Genomic DNA, 21,248 nt, shown 5'->3' with positions numbered 1-21,248 from the left:
CATGCCAACCACTTCATTCTCCAACCTGCGCTGTATATTCGCCTGGTCAAGCGTCGTTTTATTACCCATGTTAATAATTTTGGCGATTGGAATTCCCTGGTGGCAACGGCTGCAAACCTTGAATACGCGCCTCACCCGCGATCAAGATCAACTGGTGCGCTATCAGCAATTAGTCGCCACCATTCCGCAATTGCAAGCCGAATTAGCGCAGGTCAAAACCCAAGATAAAAATACCAAAGCATTTTATTTCAGCGCCGCGACCGTCAGTTTAGCCGGCGCGCAATTGCAAGAGCAGGTGCAGGAAATGATTCGTACCGCCGGCGGCCGGCCGGTCAGCACTCAAATGCTGCCATTAGATGAAAAAGAACAGCCGCCGCGAGTGCGAATACGGTTGCAATTACAAGCCACCAATGAAGCGTTATTAAAACTGCTGTATCAGATTGAAGCCGCCCGCCCGTTTTTATTTATTGACCAATTATCTATTCGCAGCGCCGCGAATGATTCACCTGATCCGCCCGCCGCTCGCCGGCGTTTGCCCAACAACGCCCCACCGCCCGTGCCGCCGCGTGAACGTGACGATTTGACCGTGCGGCTGGACATTTTCGGCTTCGTACTCGGGAGCAATGCGCCGTGAAGTGGTTGTTAACACTGGTTATTTTGGCATTGTCAGCAATTTTATACCAGCAGTGGTGGCACTGGACACCACCCACCGCCCCGCCGCCGCCGCCCGCCGCCGCATCAACCGCGCCCCCCGCGCCCGCGTTGACCGCCCCGCCGCCGCCGTCGCAAGAAAGCTACAGTGTTGTTATTGAGCGACCGCTGTTTCTGCCCGACCGCCGCCCGCCACCGCCATCCTCTAAAACGACGGCGGGTGAACCCGAAGCGACGGTCGTGCCGGTGGACGTGGCGGTGTTAGACAGTTTCGATTTGAGCGCAATTCTCATCATCGGCGCGACGCATTCGGCGTGGATTCGCAAAACACGCGGCCCTGAAGTGGTACGGGTGCGACATGGCGAGCTGTTGGAAGGCTGGATGGTGAAAGAAATTACCGCCGACAGTGTGTTATTAGAGCAACAGGGGCAAACTAAGCGACTGGTGTTGCGCGATTACGACAAACCGCCGCCCCTGATCCCGCCGACGCCGCGCACGGTTGGCGGTAATCGCCCATCCGGCAAACCCGCCACGGACAGTGCGGTAGTCGGGCAAGCGCCGCCGGCGGCTAAAGCGCCAATGCCGGGTAGCATTTCTGGTACAGGTGGCGCAAATACTACAGCGCCGGCCGCGCCGCCACGTCCCGCGCCACCGAAAGTACCGTCATTTGGACCGGGTTAATGAAAACGACTGCACCATTACTCATTTTAATTGACGCCAGCGGTTATCTATTTCGCGCTTATCACGGCCTCCCCAAATTAACCAATGCACATGGCGAACCGACGGGCGCATTAATTGGCGTATTAAACAGTCTGCACAAATCACTCAATCAATATCAATACGATTATCTCGGAGTCGTATTCGATACCCCCGAGCCAACCTTCCGCGATCAATTATTCAGCGAATACAAAGCCAATCGCCCGCCGTCACCCAATGATTTGATTGCGCAAATCGCACCATTGCAATTGATTATTCGCGCCCTCGGCTATCCATTATTAATAATGCCCGGCATTGAAGCCGACGACGTGATTGGCAGCCTCGCCACGCACGCCACCGCCGCCGGCTTCACCACATTAATTTTCACGTCTGACAAGGACTTAGCGCAATTAGTTAACGATCACGTCACGTTATTTGACCCGGTGAGCGAGCGCCATCTTGACCGCGACGGCGTAATTGCCAAGTTCGGCGTCGCCCCCGAACGCATCGCCGATTACCTCACATTGGTTGGCGATCCCAGCGACAATTTGCCCGGTGTTCCGCATTGCGGCGCGAAAACAGCGGCGAAATGGCTGGCAACTTACGGCGATCTGGACGGCATCGTCGCCAATGCGGCCACCATCTCCGGGCGCGTCGGTGACAGCTTGCGCAGCGTCATCCATCAATTACCGTTAATGCGGCAATTGGTCACGATTGATTGCCAATTGCCCGCCATGCCTGAGTTAACCGAATTAAAACCGCAGCCGCCGGATTATGATAGTTTGCGCAATTGGTACACACGACTTGAGGCACGGCGGTTATTAGCCACATTACCGCCGGCGCCATCGCATTCTATTCACACGGCGCCGCGTTATCTGCGCGTATCTAATGCCGATTCATTCAATCACGCCGTCGCGTTATTAACTCAAACCACGCAATGTGCGGTGACAATTTTCACAGATGATGCGACAGATTGGCGACGCAATCATCACGATCAGGTGAATCACATCACCGGCATTGCATTTGCGATTCATTCGGCATCTGACTCAGCAACGGTCGAAGTTCATTCAGCCAACACCATTATTGATATTCCGTTTAATTCGACTGACACAGCATTAGATCGCGCCACCATCATTACGGCATTGCAACCGCTATTATCGGCAGCGCAGACCGTGTTAATTGTGCAAGATTTGAAACGGCATTTGCATTTATGCGCACAACTGGGCATTGCAATAGTCGGCACCATTCACGATGTATTATTAGCTGAATACGTTTTTAATGGTCGAGTGCGGCACACATCCCCCGCGCCGAGCGACCCTGAATTCACATCCGATCAAAGCACGGCACAATTGACTTTAATTGACCTGACCACCCAGTCAGTATTACCTCACGCCGCGCTTGAACTCGCCGCCGTGTTTAATCAGTATCAAACGCTGGCATCACAATTAAACGTGACGCCGGCATTATTGACGCTCTATCAAACGCTGGAATTACCGCTGGCAGCGGTGTTAATGCGCATGGAGCAGGTTGGCGTACGGATTGATTGCCAAGAATTAGCCGTTTTGAGTGAAGAATTCGCCGCCCGCGCTGCGGTATTAGCAACTCAAGCGCACGACTGCGCCGGTCAAGTATTTAATTTGAATTCGCCGCAACAAGTCAGCACCGTTTTATTTGACCAATTAAAATTAACCAGTCAAACGAAAACACGCGGTGGCGCTCGTTCAACTGCCGAATCGGTATTGGAACAATTGGCTGACGAGGGCGAACAATTACCGCGTTTAATTCTGAATTACCGTACCTTAACTAAATTGCGCTCAACCTATACTGATAAACTGCCGCGTTTAATCAATCCAATGACCGGGCGCATTCACACCCATTATCAACAAACGACGGTGGTCACCGGGCGATTATCCTCCACCGATCCCAATTTACAAAACATTCCAATTCGCGGTGAAGAAGGCCGCCGCATTCGCCGTGCGTTTATTCCCGCCGCCGGTTATCAATTGCTGGCCGCCGATTATTCACAAATAGAATTGCGGTTAATGGCGCATTTGTCGAATGATGAACGGCTATTAACGGCTTTTGCACAGGGTGAAGATATTCATCGCGCCACCGCCGCTGAGGTATTTGAGATTCCATTAGCAGAAGTTACGCCAGATCAACGACATACCGCTAAAGCAATTAACTTTGGTTTATTATATGGCATGTCAGCATTTGGTATAGCGCGGACGCTGGGAATTGAACGCAGCGCGGCACAGGAATATCACGAACGCTATTTTGCGCGCTATCCCGCCGTGCAAGCATTGATTGAACAGGTGCGCACCCAAGCGATTGATAATGGCTATGTGACGACCTTATTTGGGCGGCGTTTATGGATTCCTGATTTAAATCATAGTAATCAACAACGGCGGCGGGCAGCGGAGCGGGCGGCAATTAACGCGCCATTACAAGGCAGCGCGGCTGATATCATTAAACGGGCAATGATTGCGGTAGATGAATGGATTATTCGAGCGCAATTTCCAGCGCGTTTAATTCTGCAAGTGCATGATGAATTGGTATTTGAGGTGACTGCCGACGCGGCGACTGAGGCGTGTCAGATGATTCGGCAGTTAATGGAAAACGCGGCCAGTTTAACTGTGCCATTGCGGGTTGAAATTGGCGTTAGTGATAATTGGGAGGCGGCGCACTGATGGTTTTATTAAATGCAAATTATCGGTTGACTGTGACTTTGCATGATATTGATGCGGCGGGCGTGATGTTCTTTGCGCAGGTGTTCAGATATGCGCATGATGTCTATGAACAATGGATGACGCAGCAGGGTTTTTCATTAGCGCAGATAGTGCGTGAGCAACAGTTTGCATTGCCATTGGTTCATGCCAGCGCCGATTATCATGCGCCATTGCGGCATGGTGATGTCGTGGATGTTATTTTGAGTATTGCCGAATTAAAAAACAGCAGTTTTACATTGCAATATCAATTCGTCCCGGTGGCTGGGCAATCGGTTAATTCAATCAACCAGGTGAATCCACCGGCGGTCACGGTCACGACTGTGCATGTGTGTATTCATCAACAGTCAGGAAAGAAACGCGCCTTGCCGAATGAGTTGGTTAATGTGTTTAATGGCGGGCGTTGATAGGCAATAAACTCAGAATGAATGGGAATACTTACTGAAGTAGCGCCCCGGCTTCTTCATTCCCGCGCCAGCGGAAACCAGAATGCAACGTCGCTAGATTCCCGCATTCGCGGGAATGACGGCTGCATTTAATTGGTGTTGTAATCAAATGATCAGTTTTTCTGATTGAATTTGCGTATCAGTTGACCGTGTTCAATTGCGTGTTGTTATTTCACCGCAATGAATCCTGCACCGAACCGACGCTGCGAATCCAATACCCTTGTTGACGCAGGCGCGCTGGTAACGCATTGACTGCTTGCGTGGCGGCGGCTTGATTGGGAAAGCTGCCGAATAATGCAATGACGTAATTACGATCACGCGCCCGCGTGGAAATAAACCGCACTTCTTGTAATCCGTAAGGCGTGATATGTCCTTGTGCCGTTGCTAATGTTTCCGCCGCTATCAATTGCACCGTTAAATGATTGGGATTTTCTGCCATGAGCCAATCACGATCCGATTGCGTCACTGGCGGTGCGACGGCGGGCGGGGGGGGGTCAGTGGTTGCCGGGGCCGGCGGTGGCACGTCGGCGGGTGTAGGCGGCATGGGCGTTACAGCCTCAGCGGATGGCGGTTCGGGCGGTGGCATTGGTGACGTGGCAACTGGGGTAACGCTGGGCGGCGGTGGCTCGGGCGTGGCGGGTGTTTCAACCAGCGGCGGCGTGGGGGCGAATTGACCGTCTTGATGCGGCGGCGGCGGCGGTGAATACGGCCATTGCCAAAATACCGGCACTAACCCAATGATCATAATGCCGCCGACCGCGGTCGGAATAAACCAGCGCCGCTGCCAAATGGGGATTAAAACTGCGGCGGTTTTTTTATTCCCGGCGGGTGATGAAGCGTCCGCTTTGATTGACGTTGCGGCTGACGGTGGCGCGGCGCGCCGTCCCGTCAACCGCGCCAGCAGTCGTTGCCACAGCGATAATTTGGTCGCGGCTGCACCAGTGACGGCGGGCGGCGGGGATGTGACGGGCGGTTCAGGCGGGGCGGCTGGCACGGGGGGCGGCGCTTGGCACAGTTCCAATAACCACGCTTCTGCCAGGCTGTTTAACTGCGCGGGCAAGCCGTGACTGCCTTGATGCAAGCGATCCAGTGGCGCTCGCCGTAACAGCGTTTCAGGATCGGCACCGCCGGCAGCTCGCAGGCGAAAGCGTAAATACGCCGCGACCTGCTCTCGACTGAGCGGGCGGAGGTGCAAATACACCACGCGCTCCTCGTCACGTTTATCCAGCGCCGGCCATTTCATTTGCGTCAGGGTGTGATCGCCCACCAGCACCAGTCGTGGCGCCTGACCAACCAGGTCAATCAGACGGCGGCGCAGTTGAAAAATTTGCCCGATGGCGGCGGTGACGAGCAATTGTGCGTCATCCACCACTAATACTTGAGCGGCACCGTTGCGCAGGCGGTCAGCTAATAAATCCACCAGCGGCTGTTCGGTGGTCGGGGCGGCGCTTTTGGTACGCAGCGTGTGGCGGATGGTCATTTCCACCGCGTCAAATGCGGTGTTGGGGCGGGCGCGGAAGGCGATCACGGCGGTGGTGTCGGGCAGTAAGCCGAGCAGCCGCATCAATTGGGTGGTGCGACCTGATCCCTCCGCACCGGTGATGACTACCAGCGCATTAGATTGGGCGAGGGTACGCTGTGCCAGTTCAATCAAACTTTCCAGCAGCGCGTCGTCGTAGATAAAACGCGGCTCGGGGCTGGATTCAAACGGTGACTGACGCAAGCCAAGTTGAGCAAGACAGGTGGAATTCAAAGGCATGGCAACTATGAAACTAAAATCTAAACACAATCGTGGGGCAGGATATTAAAACTGATTTTAACCCAACCGGCCGCTCAACTTGGCAACTGTGATCGCCATCACGGTTTAAGTTTGCCTGTCGCCTGCCGATACCCTGGGTAAACCTCACATTTTTACGGCCACGCGGGAGCAATCGAGTATGAAAATTACTTCTTCTATCATGCAGTTAGGTAGTCAACGCGAGGCGGTGACGACGCAGGTGCAACACGAACGCTTGCGGATGTGGACGGGCAATCAGCGGCCGGCGTTTGACAACAACCGCCCCAGTGTTGCACGTCCGGCGGAGCGCTCGGCTGGCGCGGTGCATTTGTCTTCTGCGGCGCAGGAGATGCAGCCAACCAAAGAGGTGGCGGATGCTGATGCGGAAATGACGCCGGAAGATGAATTGAAAATGGCGTTGTTAATTAGAATGATTGAGGTTTTGACCGGTAAAAAATTGCACTTAGCGCCGCCGGGACAATTTGCTAAAGAATTAGCTGACGCGCAAGCCAACGCGCAATCAACTGCGGGAGACTTGGCGCATCTTGATCCGAATGGTGGGGGCAATGGCGGTAATAATCAAGCGGCCGCGCCGGTGGGGTGGGGCGTTGAATATGATGCCTATACGCGGCATTATGAAAGTGAATCAACGCAATTCACTGCCGCTGGGGTGGTGACTACTGCTGATGGGCGTGAAATTACTTTAGCAATTGAATTAAACATGAGCCGGGAGTTTTTACAAGAACAAAATGTGAGTATTCGGCTGGGTGACGCAGCGCGTATGAAAGACCCGCTGGTTGTGAACTTTGGTGGCACGGCAGCGCAATTAACTGCTACCCGTTATCAATTCGATATTGACGCGAATGGTCAAGCTGATCAAATTGCATTTGTCAGCCCCAACAGCGGCTTTTTGGCATTAGATCGCAATCAAGATGGTGTGATTAACGACGGCAAAGAATTATTTGGCGCAATGAGCGGCAATGGGTTTTCTGAATTGGCTAACTATGATGATGACGGCAATGGCTGGATTGATGAAAACGATAGCATCTATAATAGCCTGCGCATTTGGTCGAAAGATGAGAGCGGAAATGACCAATTAATGAGCCTCGGGCAGCGCGGCGTCGGTGCGATTTATCTTGGTCATGTCGCCACGCCTTTTGCGATTAAAAATACCGATAATGAACTGCTCGGACAGGTGCGCTCATCTGGCGTATTTTTAAATGAAAACGGCAGCGCCGGCACCATGCAGCAAATTGATTTGGTGGCATAACGGTAGCGGCGCTGGTTAATGATTTGGCATTAATTATGAGCGAGTTAATTGCAATGCGGCGCTCTATTCATTGGACGCGGTGTGCAATGGGTGCTGGCGCAGAAGTGATGGGTAGCGCCCCACCCATTGGTAATAAACCGCCCCGCCGGTCTGACCAGTGGTGATACAACTGCAACATTTTTTTGCAGAGTGCTAAATTTTCGCGTATTCTTAACCTGAATATCAACGCCCACCGCTAGGCGTATCGCGTGACGCACGTTTGACGACCTCGACTTCACATTTAGTTCGCACTGCCGACTGGCGCTGTGCCAATACACCGCAATTATTTGCAAGCGCGGACAGCGTTGTGTCATGTTGTCGAACAATCATTCAGTGCCGGTTGACCAATTTAATGATGCGCCACCCGCCACATCATGGCATTGCCATTTCGCAATGGGTTGGTCATCAACCGCGCTCTCCCCATTTTCAAGCTGCCGTCGCCCTTCAAATGCGGCAGTATTCCCCTCTTTGCGGTCACTCTGATCTGTTAGAGTATGCCAACCGTCCGCTGTCTTGTCACTCAAGCAAGACGCGACGCGGTGTGGCATGGTCAAACGGTCAGCAGTGGCCGGCAAGTAGCGGCAGTGATCGTTCACCATCAACGACTGATAGCATCAGCATCCAGCGCGTCGGCAATTGCCCGGCGGCGTGGGGCGTGGGCGCTGTGAGTTGGTGGGCGGTGGCCGGCCCTGCGTCATCAATCCTGTTCGGGTGACGCTATGAAAATACCGTTGTTGTTAAATAAAAACGGCGGTGATTGTCATTATTGGAACAGTTTTTTTTGCAATGCACTCTTTTGAGCGAGAAGCGACTGATGAATATTTACGTTGGCAACCTGGCCTATAGCGTGACCCAAGACGAACTGCGCGAGGCCTTTGCTGCCTACGGCGACGTCGAAAGTGCCAATCTGATTACCGATAAATTTACCGGTGAATCAAAAGGCTTTGGCTTCGTCGAAATGCCGAATAATGCGGAAGCGGATGCGGCGATTAAGGCACTGAATGAAACGCCGTTGAAAGGACGCCCGATGCGGGTCAATCAGGCGAAACCACGCGCTGAACGTCCACCACGCAGTGGTGGTGGTGGCGGTGGACGTGGTGGCAATGGCGGTGGTGGCGGTCGTTGGTAATCATTACGCGACCTGCTGATTATTAAACACGGCGCCAAAGCGAGTGGTTGTTAATTAATAACTGCTCGCTTGGCTGACAATTCAATCGGTGCAATGCCGATTAAAAATGGCGTGATTAATCACGCGACAGTGGTTGATTAAACCGCCCTACTCACACTGATAAAACCTGCTATTTTTTATTGCCGCCAGGCGCGATTTTATCGCCACTCGGAATAGTCAATTGCGGCTCTTGTTTCGCAGCTTCAACGGTACGTTTAATATACCCGTCTATTGCCGCTTGATCGGCTTTGATTCGACTTGGATCGGTCATTTGCTGATACCAATCGCGCAATTTATCCCGCACATAACTTTGCTTTAATCCGGCAATAATTGAGTCTTTCACGGCATCAAAGGTCTGCGTTTTCGCCGGCTGTTTGCCGTCTAGTCGAATGATGTGCAACCCGAATTGTGTGGTAATGATCTCGCTCAGATCGCCGGGCGCTTTTAATGCAAATGCTGCTTGTTCAAATGCCGGCACCATTCGCCCGCGTGGGAAATAACCCAATTGCCCGCCCGCTGCCGCGCTGCCGCGATCTTCGGATAATTGTTTAGCTAATTGCCCAAAATCTTCACCTTTACGCACCCGCGCTAAAATCGCCTCTGCCTCCGCCCGCCGTTTGGTTTTATCTTCATCGGTTTTCGCCATTAATAAAATGTGCGCGACGTTGACGGTTTCGGGGATTTGATAATTTGCTTGATTAGCTAAAAAGGTTTCTTGCGCTTTTGCAGTGAAATCCGGCAATGAAGCTAATAACTTAGCGCGTTGCCGATCTAACATGATCGCTAATAACTCTTCTTTACGCGCTCGCTCCAAACGATACGCATCGGCGGGATTTTCCCAGACCCGCTCGCGTTGTGATTCGGCAACCACGGCTTCGCGGCGGTAAAAATCATCAATCAATTCGCGCAATGCCCCATCATTCAAACGAATCTGTTGCGATTGTAATTTGGGGCGAAACCGCAATTCAGCATCCACCATGTCGGTGGTGACTTGAAAACCCTCACCGCTAATTAACGCGGTGGCGGCAGGTTCATTGGCAAATGCAGGCAGGGTGGCGCTGGTTAATACCGTCGCCAATGCCAGTGTCGTCAGTGAATGCTGTGGTTTAATCATTGAGTACATGTGCCTCCTGAATAACAATGGGGAAATAATAAAGGGATGGAGAGTCCGTGATGAACGGATAAACGCCCCAGCGAGTAGCAAATCATTTAACGCGAGTTTAATTGCAGGTTGCGTATTAAACCGTTGCGCGATTTACGCCCGCTGGAGCCGGATGATTTAATGAGACAATTAAATCTGTAATGACCGATTAACGCTTGCTAAACCAGGTTTCGAGGTCATCCGAACCACCGATCTTTTGACCACCAATAAAGATTTGCGGGACGGTCGTAGCACCAGCAACAGCGCGCAAACTTAATTCGGTGTAATCACGATTTAACACCAGTTCTTCAAAGTCCATGCCGGACTTTTTCAACAGGTCTTTTGCTTTCGCGCAATAGGGGCAGCCGGGGCGAGTGAAGACGGTAATATCTAATGGTTTATTAGCCGCTGGCGCTAAATAAGCCAACATGGTGTCGGCATCTGACACTTTGAATGGATCGCCGGGTTCTTCCGGTTCAATAAATTGCTTTTCAATAATACCGTTGCGCACCAGCATTGAATAACGCCACGAGCGTTTGCCAAAGCCAATGTCATCCTTATCTACTAATAATCCCATTGCTTCGGTGAATTCACCATTGCCGTCGGGAATGAAGCGTAAATTGTGCGCCCGTTCGGCTTCTTGCCACGCATTCATCACAAAGGTGTCATTGACTGCCATGCAAATGATGTCATCAACGCCGTGTTGTTTGAAAGTAGCGGCTAAATGATTAAAGCGCGGGACATGGGTGGATGAACAGGTCGGGGTAAAAGCACCCGGTAATGAAAACACAATCACCGTTTTATTTTTGAATAATTCATCGGTGGTGACATCCAGCCAATCATGATCGGTGCGGGTGCGAAACACAACGTGGGGGACGGGTTGACCGGTGCGATCAGGAAACATACGCATTTTCTCCGTGATTAAATGAGTGGAAGTGAATTAAATAGGTGAATTGGGCTGCGTTGCGATCAACCTCAGCTTGTCAACCGATATTTGGGTTGCCGGGTCAAAATAAAAGAGTTGAGCGAGCGATGCGGGCGATTAAAACACCAAATATGTGGTGCTGCCCTCTTTATACGTTGTCACCCCGGGAATACTGGTAACAATTTTGCGCCGCGCCGCCTGATCGTACCCCAATTTCGCCAACACCTGCCCTACTTCATTTGTTGCGTAACCACCACCCGTGGCTTTTTTACACTGTTCCTGCACAAGCCGCACTAGTTTAGCAATGTCGGTTGCAGCAGGCAGCGCGGGGACAGCCGGCGTGGCCGATGGCGCAACTACTGCGCAGGTTAGCGCGACGACGGGCGGCGAGTTGGTGGCAACAGGCGTGTCATCTGGCAACAGAATCACACTCAATTCCGCGTGTCGTTTTAATACACTACTGTTGCCATGAGCCAACACAATGCGGCCGCCGAGCGCCTGCACTTGCCGCGCAACAGTGGCAAATAACTCATCCGCCGAGACCAACACTACGCAACTGTGTTGCTGTTGATAGCGCGCCAGATTCGCGCCCAATGCCAAAATTAACGCCACATCCGCCGCATCTTTTTGTTTTTCAACGACATAAGTCGTTACAGTGAGATCGGCATTGCAGTTCAAGAGCGCCGCTTGCCATTGCTCAACGCCGTGATGTTGGGCATTGCCGGCAATCACTGCTTCAATAATACGGTAATGAAAGGTTTGCTCAAATAAAGCAAATAAACTGCCGGCGTGGCGCGATGACTGATTGTCGGCATCGATGAATAAAATCAGGGTTGGATTGATCCGTTCTGCTGGAGTAACGGCAACGGTTTCGTTAATTGACATAGGTTTTTTATTATTTTGTTATGCTTATAGTTAAGCCAATATAAAATAATTATTGAACTGGCGCTCTGCTTTTCGTCGTTTCCGCAGACACGGGAATGACGATGTTGTTTGCGGATTCATTACTGGATTGGAATCAAAGTTATCTTAGATTGACTATACATGAAATCCGCTTGCCATAGCTGCTGATTTTTCATTAGCTAATCATAGCAAAAGCAATGCCGCCCCGCTTGTTTGGCGCGATACAACTGCGCGTCGGCTAATTCAATTAAAGATTGTGGAGTAGTGATGACGCTGCTACTTTGCGCGAGACCTTGCGAAATGGTGATGCTGGGGAGTTGTTTACCGTCGGGCGTATAAATAGGTTGTAATGCAACTGCCATCCGTAGCCGTTCAGCAATCACGGCGCTTTCTTTAATGGTTGTATTCGGCAAAATAATAGCGAACTCTTCACCACCATAGCGGGCAACACTGTCGGCTGGTCGCACCCGCTCCTGTAAAACATTCGCCAGTGCAATTAACGCCTGATCGCCGCCTTGATGTCCCTGCGTGTCATTATAATGCTTAAAATGATCCACGTCTAATAAAATTAGCGTGATGGGTTTATCGCTGCGAACGCTGCGTGAGAGATGCTCATTTAATGCGTGATCGAACCAGCGGCGATTATAAACGCCGGTTAAACCATCGTGCATAGATTGTTGATGGAGTGCGGCAATGGTTTTACGGTTTTCAACGAGGTTTTCGGTATTATTCAATAGCCATTTGGCGAGTTGCCCTAATAAATTACGCGCCACTTGACCGGAGACATCCACCAATTGCCAAAACGTCTCATTATTCATTGACAGCACACGGCAGGGGTCTTTGGCAATGACATAAGCGGACGGCCAGCGTTGTTCAATCAAGGATAATTCGCCCACCGATTCACCAGCGATAATGACGCGAATCTCTGGCGTATCCAATGTTTTGAAATGAATACCCAGCGTACCGGACACGAGAATATGCAAACAATCGTTTTCCTGTTCGGGGGATAAGAGCAATTCGCCCGCGTCCAGAATACGAATGACGCAGGACGCTAATACATCCTGCATGTGTCCTTGCGGGACTTTTTGAAATAAAATAATCCGGTTATATTCTTGTTCGGTGAGTGCGCACATGGTGATTCCTTGTGGAATTGACGGATTGGTACTCATCAGGTTTTATTAACACGCAACAGCGGCAACACTGTTGATTTAACGAACGTAACACAGAGCATGAACATTCAATTTATTGGCGTTGGCGCGGCGTTCACCACACCGGCGTATTATCAATCCAATCTGTTAATCACTGCCGATAGCGGCAAACGGTTGTTAATGGATTGCGGAACAGATGCGCGTTTTGCATTAGCGGAACTCGGTATTGATGGCCGCACTGTCGGCAATGTGATTGACGCGGTGTATATTTCCCATTTACATGCCGATCATATTGGCGGATTGGAATGGTTGGCGTTTAGTACGTTTTTTAATCCCACCGCGCCTAAACCGCACTTATTTATAGAAGAACGCATGATGCAGCAATTATGGGAATGCAGTTTGCGCGGCGGGTTGGGACGGATTGAAGGCAGACAACAAACATTAACCGATTATTTCAACTGTCAACCGCTCGCTGCTCATGCCACGTTTCACTGGGAAAAGATCACATTCACGTTAATACCAATGCTGCATGTTGATGTCGGTTCACCGCCGCATAATCATTACAGTTATGGTTTATTATTGAACACGGCGGACGGGCCGCGGGTGTGGATTTCAACCGATACCCGCTTTGAGCGCGAGATCATTATTAAAACGGGCGCGGTGGCGGATGTGATTTTCCATGATTGCGAAACCACCGCGTATAATACGCCGGTTCATGCGCACTATACCGAATTATGCACGTTGCCGGTGGAGATTAAACAAAAAATGTGGCTGTATCATTATCAACCTGATCCCATTTATGATCCCCAGCGCGATGGTTTTCAAGGATTTGTCCGCAAGGGTCAGTTATTTGATTTCTCAATCAATCATTAGCGCGGTTTTAGCGATGTTATTGCCCTGCGCATTAACCAATCGCACCGGTTTTTTTGACAAAAATCACACGAGTCGAGTAGTGTCAAGCACGGCTCAATTATTCGTGGGGATTTGCCATGCCACACCGTGCCACGCGCTGGATCGGGTCACTCGCGCTGCTGTTGATGTTACCGCACCCGTTCGCGGCGGCGGCGGACGCGGCGGCAGTTTTAACGCAGGCGCGCCAGCTGCTCGCGGCGGGTGCAGTGGATGCGGCGATCACCGCGCTCGACGCGCAATTGGTCAATCACGCCGCTGATCCGGCGTTCAATTTGCTGCTGGCGCAGGCGTTGGAACGCGCTGGGCGGAGTGACGCGGCGCTGTTTGCGTACGAACGGGTGGCGATGGCTGACCCGCAGCAGGTCGAAGCGCGGTTGCGGATGGCGGAGATTTACGCCGAGCGCGGCAATCGGCTGTTGGGGCGTGAGGTGACGACGGCGCTGGTGCCGACAACGCTGACGCCGGCGCAGCAGCAGCGCCTCGCGGCGGTGCGCACGCGGCTCGATCAAACCCACGCCGGGCTGTCGCTCTCCGGTTACGTTCTCACCGGCATTGGCTGGGACAGCAATTTGACCGCCGGCCCCGTGCAAAAACAGTTGTTTATCCCGGCGTACTGGGACGCCCTCGGCACATTGGCCGAAACCGGCTCTGCACGAGCGGCGGCTGACGGCGTGATGCAGTGGGAGGCGGGGTTGAATCTGAGCCAGCCGCTGGGTGACAACAGCGTGTTGGTCGGCAGTACCACGCTGCGCCACAGTCTGTATCCCTCACACCACGACGATAACGAGGGCGTGGCCAATCTCAATCTGGGCGTGATGACGCGGCGCGGGCGGCAGGTGTGGGGATTAGCGGCGCTGGCGCAGGGTTATTCGCTCGGTGACACGCTGTATCGCCAGGCGCTCGGTGGCTACGCCAGTTGGACGAGTGTTATCAACGATCAGACGCAACTGACCGGTTATTTGCAATATGTGGATTTCACCTACCCCGATCACCCGATTGATGATTCGGTGCGGCGCGTGGTGGGCGCGACGGCCGAGTACACGCCCATCAACCAGCCGTGGCGGTTGCAATACGGATTTTACGGCGGCGTGGATAAGGTCAAGGACAGCGCCAAACCGCATTTCACTTTCAACCTGCACGGCGGACTGATCAGCGGCACGTTAGACGTGAACGACCGCCTGTCGCTGGCGACCAGTTTGACGGTCGAGCGGCGGCGTTACGACGATTTTGATCACCAATTCTCCGATCCCGGCCGGAACGAGTACATCCAGCGCCGCGATTGGATTTACACCTTTGGCTTGTCCGCTGATTACCGGCTGACCGATCAGTGGCACCTGCTGCCGCTCTACGTCTATACCCGCAATCCGTCCAATTTAGAGTTGTACGAATACGACCGCCATCTGGTCATGTTGCAAGTCAAATGGGAATTCAGCCGATGACACACACGCCACTGTTGACACGCACCCGCCGTCACGCCGTGATCGTTTGCGTTGTGCTGGCGCTGGGGAGCATGACCCCGCTGCGGGCGGCGGAGATTGCCGGTGCCATTTTGGCGCTGACGGGACAGGTCAGCATCGAGCGCGCTGGGCAGGTGTTACCGGCCACGCGCCAGCAGGCGCTGTTGAGTGGCGATACGCTGGCGGTCGGCGAGGGCGAGGTGCAGGTGCGGTTCACCGATGCGACGTTGTTGACGCTGTATCGTCACACGCGCTTTGCCGTCAACGATTACCAATACGGTGCGCAGAAAACCAATCGGGCGCACTTTAGTTTGGTCAACGGGTTGATGCGCACCCTGACCGGTAAAATGGACAAGGATCGCTACCGTCTCAAAACCCGCTTGGCCAATTTGGCGGTGCGCGGCACGGCGTACTCGTTGCGGCTAGACAGCGTGCTGCACATCGCGGTGGACGCGGGCAGTGTTGCCGTGACCAATGCGGCCGGCACGGTGCTGGTTCATGCCGGCGGCAGTGCCATCGTGACCACTGCTAATGCGATGCCGCGGCCGGGGGGCGGGAAAATTAATTTGCACGGCACCGATGGCCTCACGTCAGACCAGTTGCAGACGGGACCGCCGGCCGGTACTAAACCCCCGCCACCGCCGCCGGGCAGTCAGCCCCCGCCGCCTTAAACTCAGCCGCATCTGATGACCACTGCCCGGCGCTGTTCACGCCTTCGACAATGGCTGATCGTCCTGATCCTGCCGCTGGTGGTGGTGAGCGCGGCGCTGTGGGTCGAGTGGGATGAACCGCCGCTGCGTACCCGCCTGCGCGACATCGCCTTTGACCAACTCCAGCGCATTTATCCCAACACGTTTGAACCCGATTTGCCGGTGCGCGTGGTCGCCATTGACGAGGCCAGTCTCCAGCACTTCGGGCAGTGGCCGTGGCCGCGCAACCGCATTGCCGCGTTGGTCGAGCGGTTGTTTGACTTGGGCGCGGACACCATTGCATTTGACATCCTGTTTTTTGAACCCGACCGCACCGATCCACAGCAATTAGCCGCGCTCTGGCCGGCGCATCCCGATTTGCAGCGCCAACTGCGCGCTCTGCCGTCACACGATGCCCAACTCGCGGCTAGTTTCACGCGGGGCAAGGTGGTGTTGAGTACTTCGCTGGATGTTGAAGCGACGGCGGCCACCCAACGCTCGGTTGTGCGTCCAAACATTGCAGTTTGGAATAATGCGCAACAGTGGTTGCCGCATTACGACGGCGAATTGGCGATTTTGCCGCAGCTTAAAACGGCGGCGGCGGGAATTGGATTTACAACGATGCGACCCAGAGAAGATGAATCCTTCTCACGCGCTCTGCCATTGCTGCATTACATTCAAAACAACCTATACCCGGCATTAGGACTGGCGGCATTCTGGATTTATTATTCACCCGACAGCAGATTAGACGTAACCGCGATTGATAATTACGGGCTGGATGGTCTGATGCTTGATTCAGACTTCATCCCCTGCGGACTTGACGGCTCGGTTCATCTGCATTACCGGCGATTGCAGCAGGAACGCTACCTATCAGCCCAAGCGGTTTTGTCCGGCACAATACCCAAGCGCGAAATCGCCGGTCATTTAATTTTTATTGCCGCTACTGCTGAAAAACTGGGCGACATGTTTTACAACCCGTTTGGTGAAAGGGTGCCCGGCGTGGAGGGACATTTGCAACTGGTGGAACAAATTATCACCGGACAACTGTTGCTGCCACTCGAAGCGGGACGCGGACTCTTCATCGCCGTACTACTCATCACTTGGCTGGCGTTGGCGGTACTGCTGCGCTACCTCAAACCGATCTGGGCGGTGCTATTCACGGTGCTAGTGCTGACCAGCCTGTTTGGCACGGCCGCGTGGCTCCTGATCGCCCAACAACGCCTGTGGGACCCGCTCTACCCGGCACTCGCCATCAGCGCGCTCTTTTTCGCCATTGCCGTGCCGCGTTATGTCCAAACTGAACAGGAGCGCCGCTGGATTTACAACGCCTTCTCACGCTACGTCTCGCCCAACCGCGTCAAATGTCTGCAAGCCGACCCGCAACTGCTCGAATTGGGCGGCGTGTACCGCGAATGCTCGTTCGTGATGACCGACCTGCAAGGCTTCACCTCGCTAATTGAAAAACACGAACCGACGCTGCTGGCGGCGCGGTTGAATGACTATCTCGACGGCATGATTCAAATCGCCTTTCGCCACGACGGCACATTGGATCGCATTGTCGGGGACGCGGTGGCGGTGATGTTTTCCGCACCGGTGATGCAACCCGATCACGCCGCACGGGCGCTGACCTGCGCGTTGGAAATGGAACGCTTTGCCCGCGCCTTCAGCAACAGTCAGCAGCAACAGGGATTGCCGTTTGGTCTCACGCGCATCGGCGTCCATACCGGCATGGTGATGGTCGGCAATTTCGGCGGCAAAGCGATTCTCGATTATCGGGCGCTGGGCGATGCGATTAACACCGCGGCGCGGCTGGAGACGTTAAATGCGCATTTGGGAACGCACATTTGCGTGAGCGGCGCGACGCTGGCACAAACGCAGCAGCCGGCGCGTCCCGTCGGGCAGATCATTTTGAAAGGCAAAACGGAACCGATCACGATTCACGAACCGCTGGGCTGTCGTGAGTTGCCCGACGCGGCGGTGCGCGAGTATTTGGCCGCGTACACGTTGCTGGAGGCGGCCGCACCTGAGGCGCTCGCGGCGTTCACGCAATTAACCGCGCAGTATCCTGAGGATCCGCTGGCGCGGTTTCATGCCCAGCGGCTGCAAGCGGGCGAGGTGGGGGCGTTAATTGTAATGACGAAGAAATAATGGCGGGGAGTTGTTTCCAATATGGAAAACAAAAATCAATAGAGCATGTTGCGATTAAAATTAACAATCTATTTATCAACTCTAAATACCACGTTGAATTAACCGCTAATCAAAATCACCATTCTCAACTCGCGCTCGCCAATGTTTTAATTCCGCCGTTGGTGCATGTTTATAGCGCACTTTCCATAAATAACCCAGCCAACTATCGCCAAAAGAAATGGTTTTGCGTGGTAATAATAGTGGGTGATCGGCAGTGGTCGCCGCACCGCGCAAACAGGTCGTAGCAGTGCGATAACCAACCGCCGCCGCTAATTCAAGCGTGGTCGCATTAAAACTGCCAAATGGATAACACAGATGCGTCACTGCTGCACCAATTAAATCTTCCAATGCCGCCTTGCTATCGGCTAATTCACTCCGCTGTTCATGTGGCGGCAATTCAGCTAAATGGCGATGATGATGCGTGTGCGAACCAATTGTAAACCCCAATTGATGCAATTCACGGATTTGTTCAGTTGAAAGCAACTCTGGCTCGGCGCGCAATGGCTGTGGTGGATGCCAATGCATTCGCTGCCCCAACCAACCACTAATGACATACACCGTTGCATTCCAACCGTATGCTAATAAACGCGGCGCCGCCGTGGTATAAAAACTTTCGTAGCCATCATCAAAGGTTAATACCACCGCATGGCGTGGCAGCACTAATCGCCCACTTAATCCTGCCCGCGCTTGATCTAAACTTAATACGCGATAATCAAACGCCTGTAGTAATCGCAATTGCTGTGCAAATCGCGCTTGATCGCAATAATTAGCACGGTGCTGGCGCATGGCTGCAAATTGCCCAATTTGATGATAAGCGAGAATTGACAATTGGTGGATCGTTGACATGAGTTGATTCTATTCCAGAAGAGAATGGCTGACGTGCGAAGTAGCAAATCAATTGCACAACCCAACCGACCGGGTTTTAAGCAATTGTATCTAATAAAAAACACATAACCAATTTATTATTCACGGCGGGACAAAAACGGACGAAACAATTCACTGAGAACATCACCCATTGCCGGAGTCAAATGCGCCAACTCATCCCAATATAATAATTGCCCCGCTCGGGTGCCTTGACACCAATCATTGTCACACAGTTGAATATGTGGATCAAGAAAGTACACTTGTGAATAATGCAAATACGCTCGAAATACCTGATTTAATGCCGCAGCATCTTGTTGAGAAATGGTTGTTGATACACAGCAGACCGTATCAGGACAGGCGCCAATTCCCCTTAATCCGCGCTTAAATGTTTTAGTGGAACACAATTTTGGCACATCGCCCACAAATAAGATTTTTACTCCACGTTGCACCAGTATTGGTACCAATTCATCTAAATAACCCGTCAACTGCTGTAATCCAATTGTATCATCACAAGTCCGCTCTTCACCATCAAAAGGACAAAGTTTAAACCGATCGCGTGACCATGAAAAGACAATAATGTCACCAATTGTGAAGGATGCGGCGAATGAATTTGGCGCAAGATAACGTATTGAATGAGGCGCATCATAAGTAAAAAAATCGTTATTAGCTGCCAGTTGTTGATGCGCAATGAGTGTCAGGCTGCTATAAGTATATTGCTCTGGTTGTATAAGTGCGTCAAATAAACTACGACATAATTGTCCCGCATGACTATCGCCAACCACCACTAATTTTGGCTGATAATTTGATTGCTCATTCAATTGGTTTGCCGGCATTTGGTTAAATAACTTGCTGAGGTCAAACTGATTAATAAATGGGCAAGGTGGAAATTGACTCACCGCTTGAACATCCCAGCGGGGTGGATATAACGCCTGTGAAATCTGTCCCGACAATGCAATTAACCCATTTAATAAAAGCGCGGCGGTAATGGCTGTAACTAAACCATAACTTATGGTGCGCCAATGAATAGATGACCACTGAGCGCGCCGCAGCGGGGTTTCAATCCAATGATAAGACGCGGCGGCAATCGCACAGATTCCTATTAACTGCAATGGAACCGTCCAAGCATGAATCCCAATTGTCCAGCGACTAATTGCTAATACTACCCAGTGCCACAGATATAGCGAATACGATAAACGGCCAATATAAATCATCACGGGCGTTGTTAATACTTGATAAGTGATAGTGTGTGGGCGGGTGCTGGCTATGATGATCGCGCTGCTTATAACGGTAGTAATTGTCGCTAGAACTGCCCATTGAGGCGGAACAAATAACGCAGCGAAAAGAGTTAACCCGGGTAATGATAATGGAATTGTGCGGCAAAACCCGGCAAAGTGTGAATGGGTTTTTAATCCCAAGTAAAGCAAACATCCCGTGCCAAGTTCCCAGAATCGCATGGGCATTAAAAAATAAGCAGCGGGCTGGTTAATGGCATATATCCATACAAAAATGACGACCGAAATCCCACATAAAACGGCTATCCAATATAATAAACGTCGTGCATTGTGTGGTGTTTGGAAAATACCAGATGACCACATTAATAGCGGAAAAACCAAATAAAATTGTTCTTCAACACCCAATGACCAGGTATGCGTGTAGATATTCAGTTCGGTCGCAGGTGCAAAATAATCTGTTGCACGATTTAATAAATTAAAATTTGATACACCAAATAAAGCTGCAACGCCGGTGCGTAAAGATTTAATTGGCTCTGGGTCCACTAAACAAATGAGAATGGCACTTACAATAATGCACACTATGAGTGCCGGTAATAGCCGTTGAATGCGCCGCGCATAAAAATGAATGAGAAATGCACCGCGTGTTGTTGGTGAGGATTGCGCCAGTGATGCGGTAATTACAAAGCCCGAAATGACAAAGAAAATATCTACGCCTAAATATCCGCCGGGCAGTAAATCATGATGAAAATGGTTAATGATGACTGCAATGACGGCCAGGGCGCGTAATCCGTCAATATCAGCACGATAGCCGATGACATCAGTTGACGTAAATGAAGTCTGTTTTGTCATTAAAATCACGCAGTTGTATTAAAATCAAATAAATCTAAAGTGATTAGTCCAGTCGCACTGGCTTGAGTCAACCAAGCCAATGTTCTGGTATACTTAACTATACGAGATATTGGAGTGTTGATGCAACTTAACCGATGCAGCTATTCAAATATATTGATTTTTGAAAAC

The 21,248-nt window shown here is 52.0% G+C and carries 20 protein-coding genes; 12 read left to right on the top strand and 8 right to left on the bottom strand.

Annotated features, from left to right (window positions below):
- Window position 1: 1 nt before the first annotated feature.
- Genes gspM through HUK38_RS01535 form a run of 4 tightly spaced genes read left to right on the top strand, consistent with a single transcriptional unit; the run spans window position 2 to window position 4,480 of the window.
- Window positions 2-634: a type II secretion system protein GspM gene (gene gspM / locus HUK38_RS01550; protein ID WP_182582029.1), complete on the top strand. Its 633-nt coding sequence runs from the start codon at window positions 2-4 to the stop codon at window positions 632-634.
- On the top strand, window positions 631-1,332 hold the full coding sequence (locus HUK38_RS01545) for a hypothetical protein (RefSeq protein WP_182582028.1): 702 nt from the start codon (window positions 631-633) through the stop codon (window positions 1,330-1,332). Before gspM ends, HUK38_RS01545 begins: the two co-directional genes overlap by 4 nt.
- Complete coding sequence (gene polA / locus HUK38_RS01540; RefSeq protein ID WP_182582027.1) at window positions 1,332-4,037, top strand: DNA polymerase I; 2,706 nt, start codon at window positions 1,332-1,334, stop codon at window positions 4,035-4,037. Before HUK38_RS01545 ends, polA begins: the two co-directional genes overlap by 1 nt.
- The gene (locus HUK38_RS01535) at window positions 4,037-4,480 is read left to right on the top strand and encodes an acyl-CoA thioesterase (protein WP_182582026.1); all 444 of its coding nucleotides are present in this window, start codon (window positions 4,037-4,039) and stop codon (window positions 4,478-4,480) included. Before polA ends, HUK38_RS01535 begins: the two co-directional genes overlap by 1 nt.
- Before the next feature lie 211 nt (window positions 4,481-4,691).
- Here the strand turns inward: HUK38_RS01535 and HUK38_RS01530 are convergent, their stop codons facing one another.
- The gene (locus HUK38_RS01530) at window positions 4,692-6,278 is read right to left on the bottom strand and encodes an AAA family ATPase (protein WP_182582025.1); all 1,587 of its coding nucleotides are present in this window, start codon (window positions 6,276-6,278) and stop codon (window positions 4,692-4,694) included.
- 178 nt (window positions 6,279-6,456) lie between these two features.
- On the opposite strand from HUK38_RS01530, the gene HUK38_RS01525 reads away from it, so the two are divergent.
- Together HUK38_RS01525 and HUK38_RS15315 are read left to right on the top strand one after the other, a co-directional pair.
- Complete coding sequence (locus tag HUK38_RS01525) at window positions 6,457-7,566, top strand: VCBS repeat-containing protein (protein WP_182582024.1); 1,110 nt, start codon at window positions 6,457-6,459, stop codon at window positions 7,564-7,566.
- 35 nt (window positions 7,567-7,601) lie between these two features.
- Complete coding sequence (locus HUK38_RS15315) at window positions 7,602-7,730, top strand: hypothetical protein (RefSeq protein WP_275284993.1); 129 nt, start codon at window positions 7,602-7,604, stop codon at window positions 7,728-7,730.
- Between the two features lie 201 nt (window positions 7,731-7,931).
- Here HUK38_RS15315 and HUK38_RS01515 read toward each other — a convergent pair whose 3' ends face one another.
- A complete protein-coding gene (locus HUK38_RS01515) occupies window positions 7,932-8,153 on the bottom strand; it encodes a hypothetical protein (protein WP_182582022.1) in 222 nt (73 codons plus the stop codon).
- Between HUK38_RS01515 and HUK38_RS01510 the strand changes: the two genes are divergently transcribed.
- Both HUK38_RS01510 and HUK38_RS01505 read left to right on the top strand, forming a co-directional pair.
- Window positions 8,147-8,320, top strand: coding sequence for a hypothetical protein (locus HUK38_RS01510; RefSeq protein ID WP_182582021.1), 174 nt, complete (start codon window positions 8,147-8,149; stop codon window positions 8,318-8,320). The two genes, HUK38_RS01515 and HUK38_RS01510, sit on opposite strands and share 7 nt — an antisense overlap.
- Window positions 8,321-8,419: 99 nt before the next feature.
- On the top strand, window positions 8,420-8,734 hold the full coding sequence (locus tag HUK38_RS01505) for an RNA recognition motif domain-containing protein (protein ID WP_182582020.1): 315 nt from the start codon (window positions 8,420-8,422) through the stop codon (window positions 8,732-8,734).
- A 169-nt stretch (window positions 8,735-8,903) separates the two neighbouring features.
- Here the strand turns inward: HUK38_RS01505 and HUK38_RS01500 are convergent, their stop codons facing one another.
- The 4 genes from HUK38_RS01500 to HUK38_RS01485 all read right to left on the bottom strand — a co-directional run bounded on the left by HUK38_RS01500 (window position 8,904) and on the right by HUK38_RS01485 (window position 12,911).
- Window positions 8,904-9,887, bottom strand: coding sequence for a peptidylprolyl isomerase (locus HUK38_RS01500; protein ID WP_182582019.1), 984 nt, complete (start codon window positions 9,885-9,887; stop codon window positions 8,904-8,906).
- Between the two features lie 196 nt (window positions 9,888-10,083).
- Window positions 10,084-10,818: a glutathione peroxidase gene (locus HUK38_RS01495; protein WP_182582018.1), complete on the bottom strand. Its 735-nt coding sequence runs from the start codon at window positions 10,816-10,818 to the stop codon at window positions 10,084-10,086.
- 138 nt (window positions 10,819-10,956) lie between these two features.
- Window positions 10,957-11,724, bottom strand: a complete 768-nt coding sequence (locus HUK38_RS01490) for an NYN domain-containing protein (protein WP_182582017.1) — start codon at window positions 11,722-11,724, stop codon at window positions 10,957-10,959.
- Window positions 11,725-11,921: 197 nt separating this feature from the next.
- Entirely contained in the window at window positions 11,922-12,911 is a 990-nt protein-coding gene (locus tag HUK38_RS01485) for a GGDEF domain-containing protein (protein ID WP_238787352.1), read from the bottom strand.
- Window positions 12,912-12,971: 60 nt separating this feature from the next.
- Between HUK38_RS01485 and HUK38_RS01480 the strand changes: the two genes are divergently transcribed.
- The 4 genes from HUK38_RS01480 to HUK38_RS01465 all read left to right on the top strand — a co-directional run bounded on the left by HUK38_RS01480 (window position 12,972) and on the right by HUK38_RS01465 (window position 18,096).
- Entirely contained in the window at window positions 12,972-13,763 is a 792-nt protein-coding gene (locus HUK38_RS01480) for an MBL fold metallo-hydrolase (protein ID WP_182582015.1), read from the top strand.
- Window positions 13,764-13,879: 116 nt separating this feature from the next.
- The gene (locus tag HUK38_RS01475; RefSeq protein ID WP_182582014.1) at window positions 13,880-15,241 is read left to right on the top strand and encodes a surface lipoprotein assembly modifier; all 1,362 of its coding nucleotides are present in this window, start codon (window positions 13,880-13,882) and stop codon (window positions 15,239-15,241) included.
- A complete protein-coding gene (locus HUK38_RS01470) occupies window positions 15,238-15,930 on the top strand; it encodes a FecR family protein (protein ID WP_182582013.1) in 693 nt (230 codons plus the stop codon). The genes HUK38_RS01475 and HUK38_RS01470 overlap by 4 nt, the downstream gene beginning before the upstream one ends.
- A gap of 15 nt (window positions 15,931-15,945) precedes the next feature.
- Complete coding sequence (locus HUK38_RS01465) at window positions 15,946-18,096, top strand: CHASE2 domain-containing protein (protein ID WP_182582012.1); 2,151 nt, start codon at window positions 15,946-15,948, stop codon at window positions 18,094-18,096.
- A 105-nt stretch (window positions 18,097-18,201) separates the two neighbouring features.
- Here the strand turns inward: HUK38_RS01465 and HUK38_RS01460 are convergent, their stop codons facing one another.
- Together HUK38_RS01460 and HUK38_RS01455 are read right to left on the bottom strand one after the other, a co-directional pair.
- The gene (locus HUK38_RS01460; protein ID WP_182582011.1) at window positions 18,202-18,981 is read right to left on the bottom strand and encodes a polysaccharide deacetylase family protein; all 780 of its coding nucleotides are present in this window, start codon (window positions 18,979-18,981) and stop codon (window positions 18,202-18,204) included.
- 116 nt (window positions 18,982-19,097) lie between these two features.
- Entirely contained in the window at window positions 19,098-21,080 is a 1,983-nt protein-coding gene (locus HUK38_RS01455) for an acyltransferase family protein (RefSeq protein ID WP_182582010.1), read from the bottom strand.
- Window positions 21,081-21,248: the final 168 nt, after the last annotated feature.

The organism is Thiospirillum jenense (assembly GCF_014145225.1).
In the GTDB taxonomy this organism is placed as follows: domain Bacteria; phylum Pseudomonadota; class Gammaproteobacteria; order Chromatiales; family Chromatiaceae; genus Thiospirillum; species Thiospirillum jenense.
The sequence above is the reverse complement of the archived record's forward strand: the minus strand, read 5'-3'. Positions and strand labels throughout refer to the sequence as shown.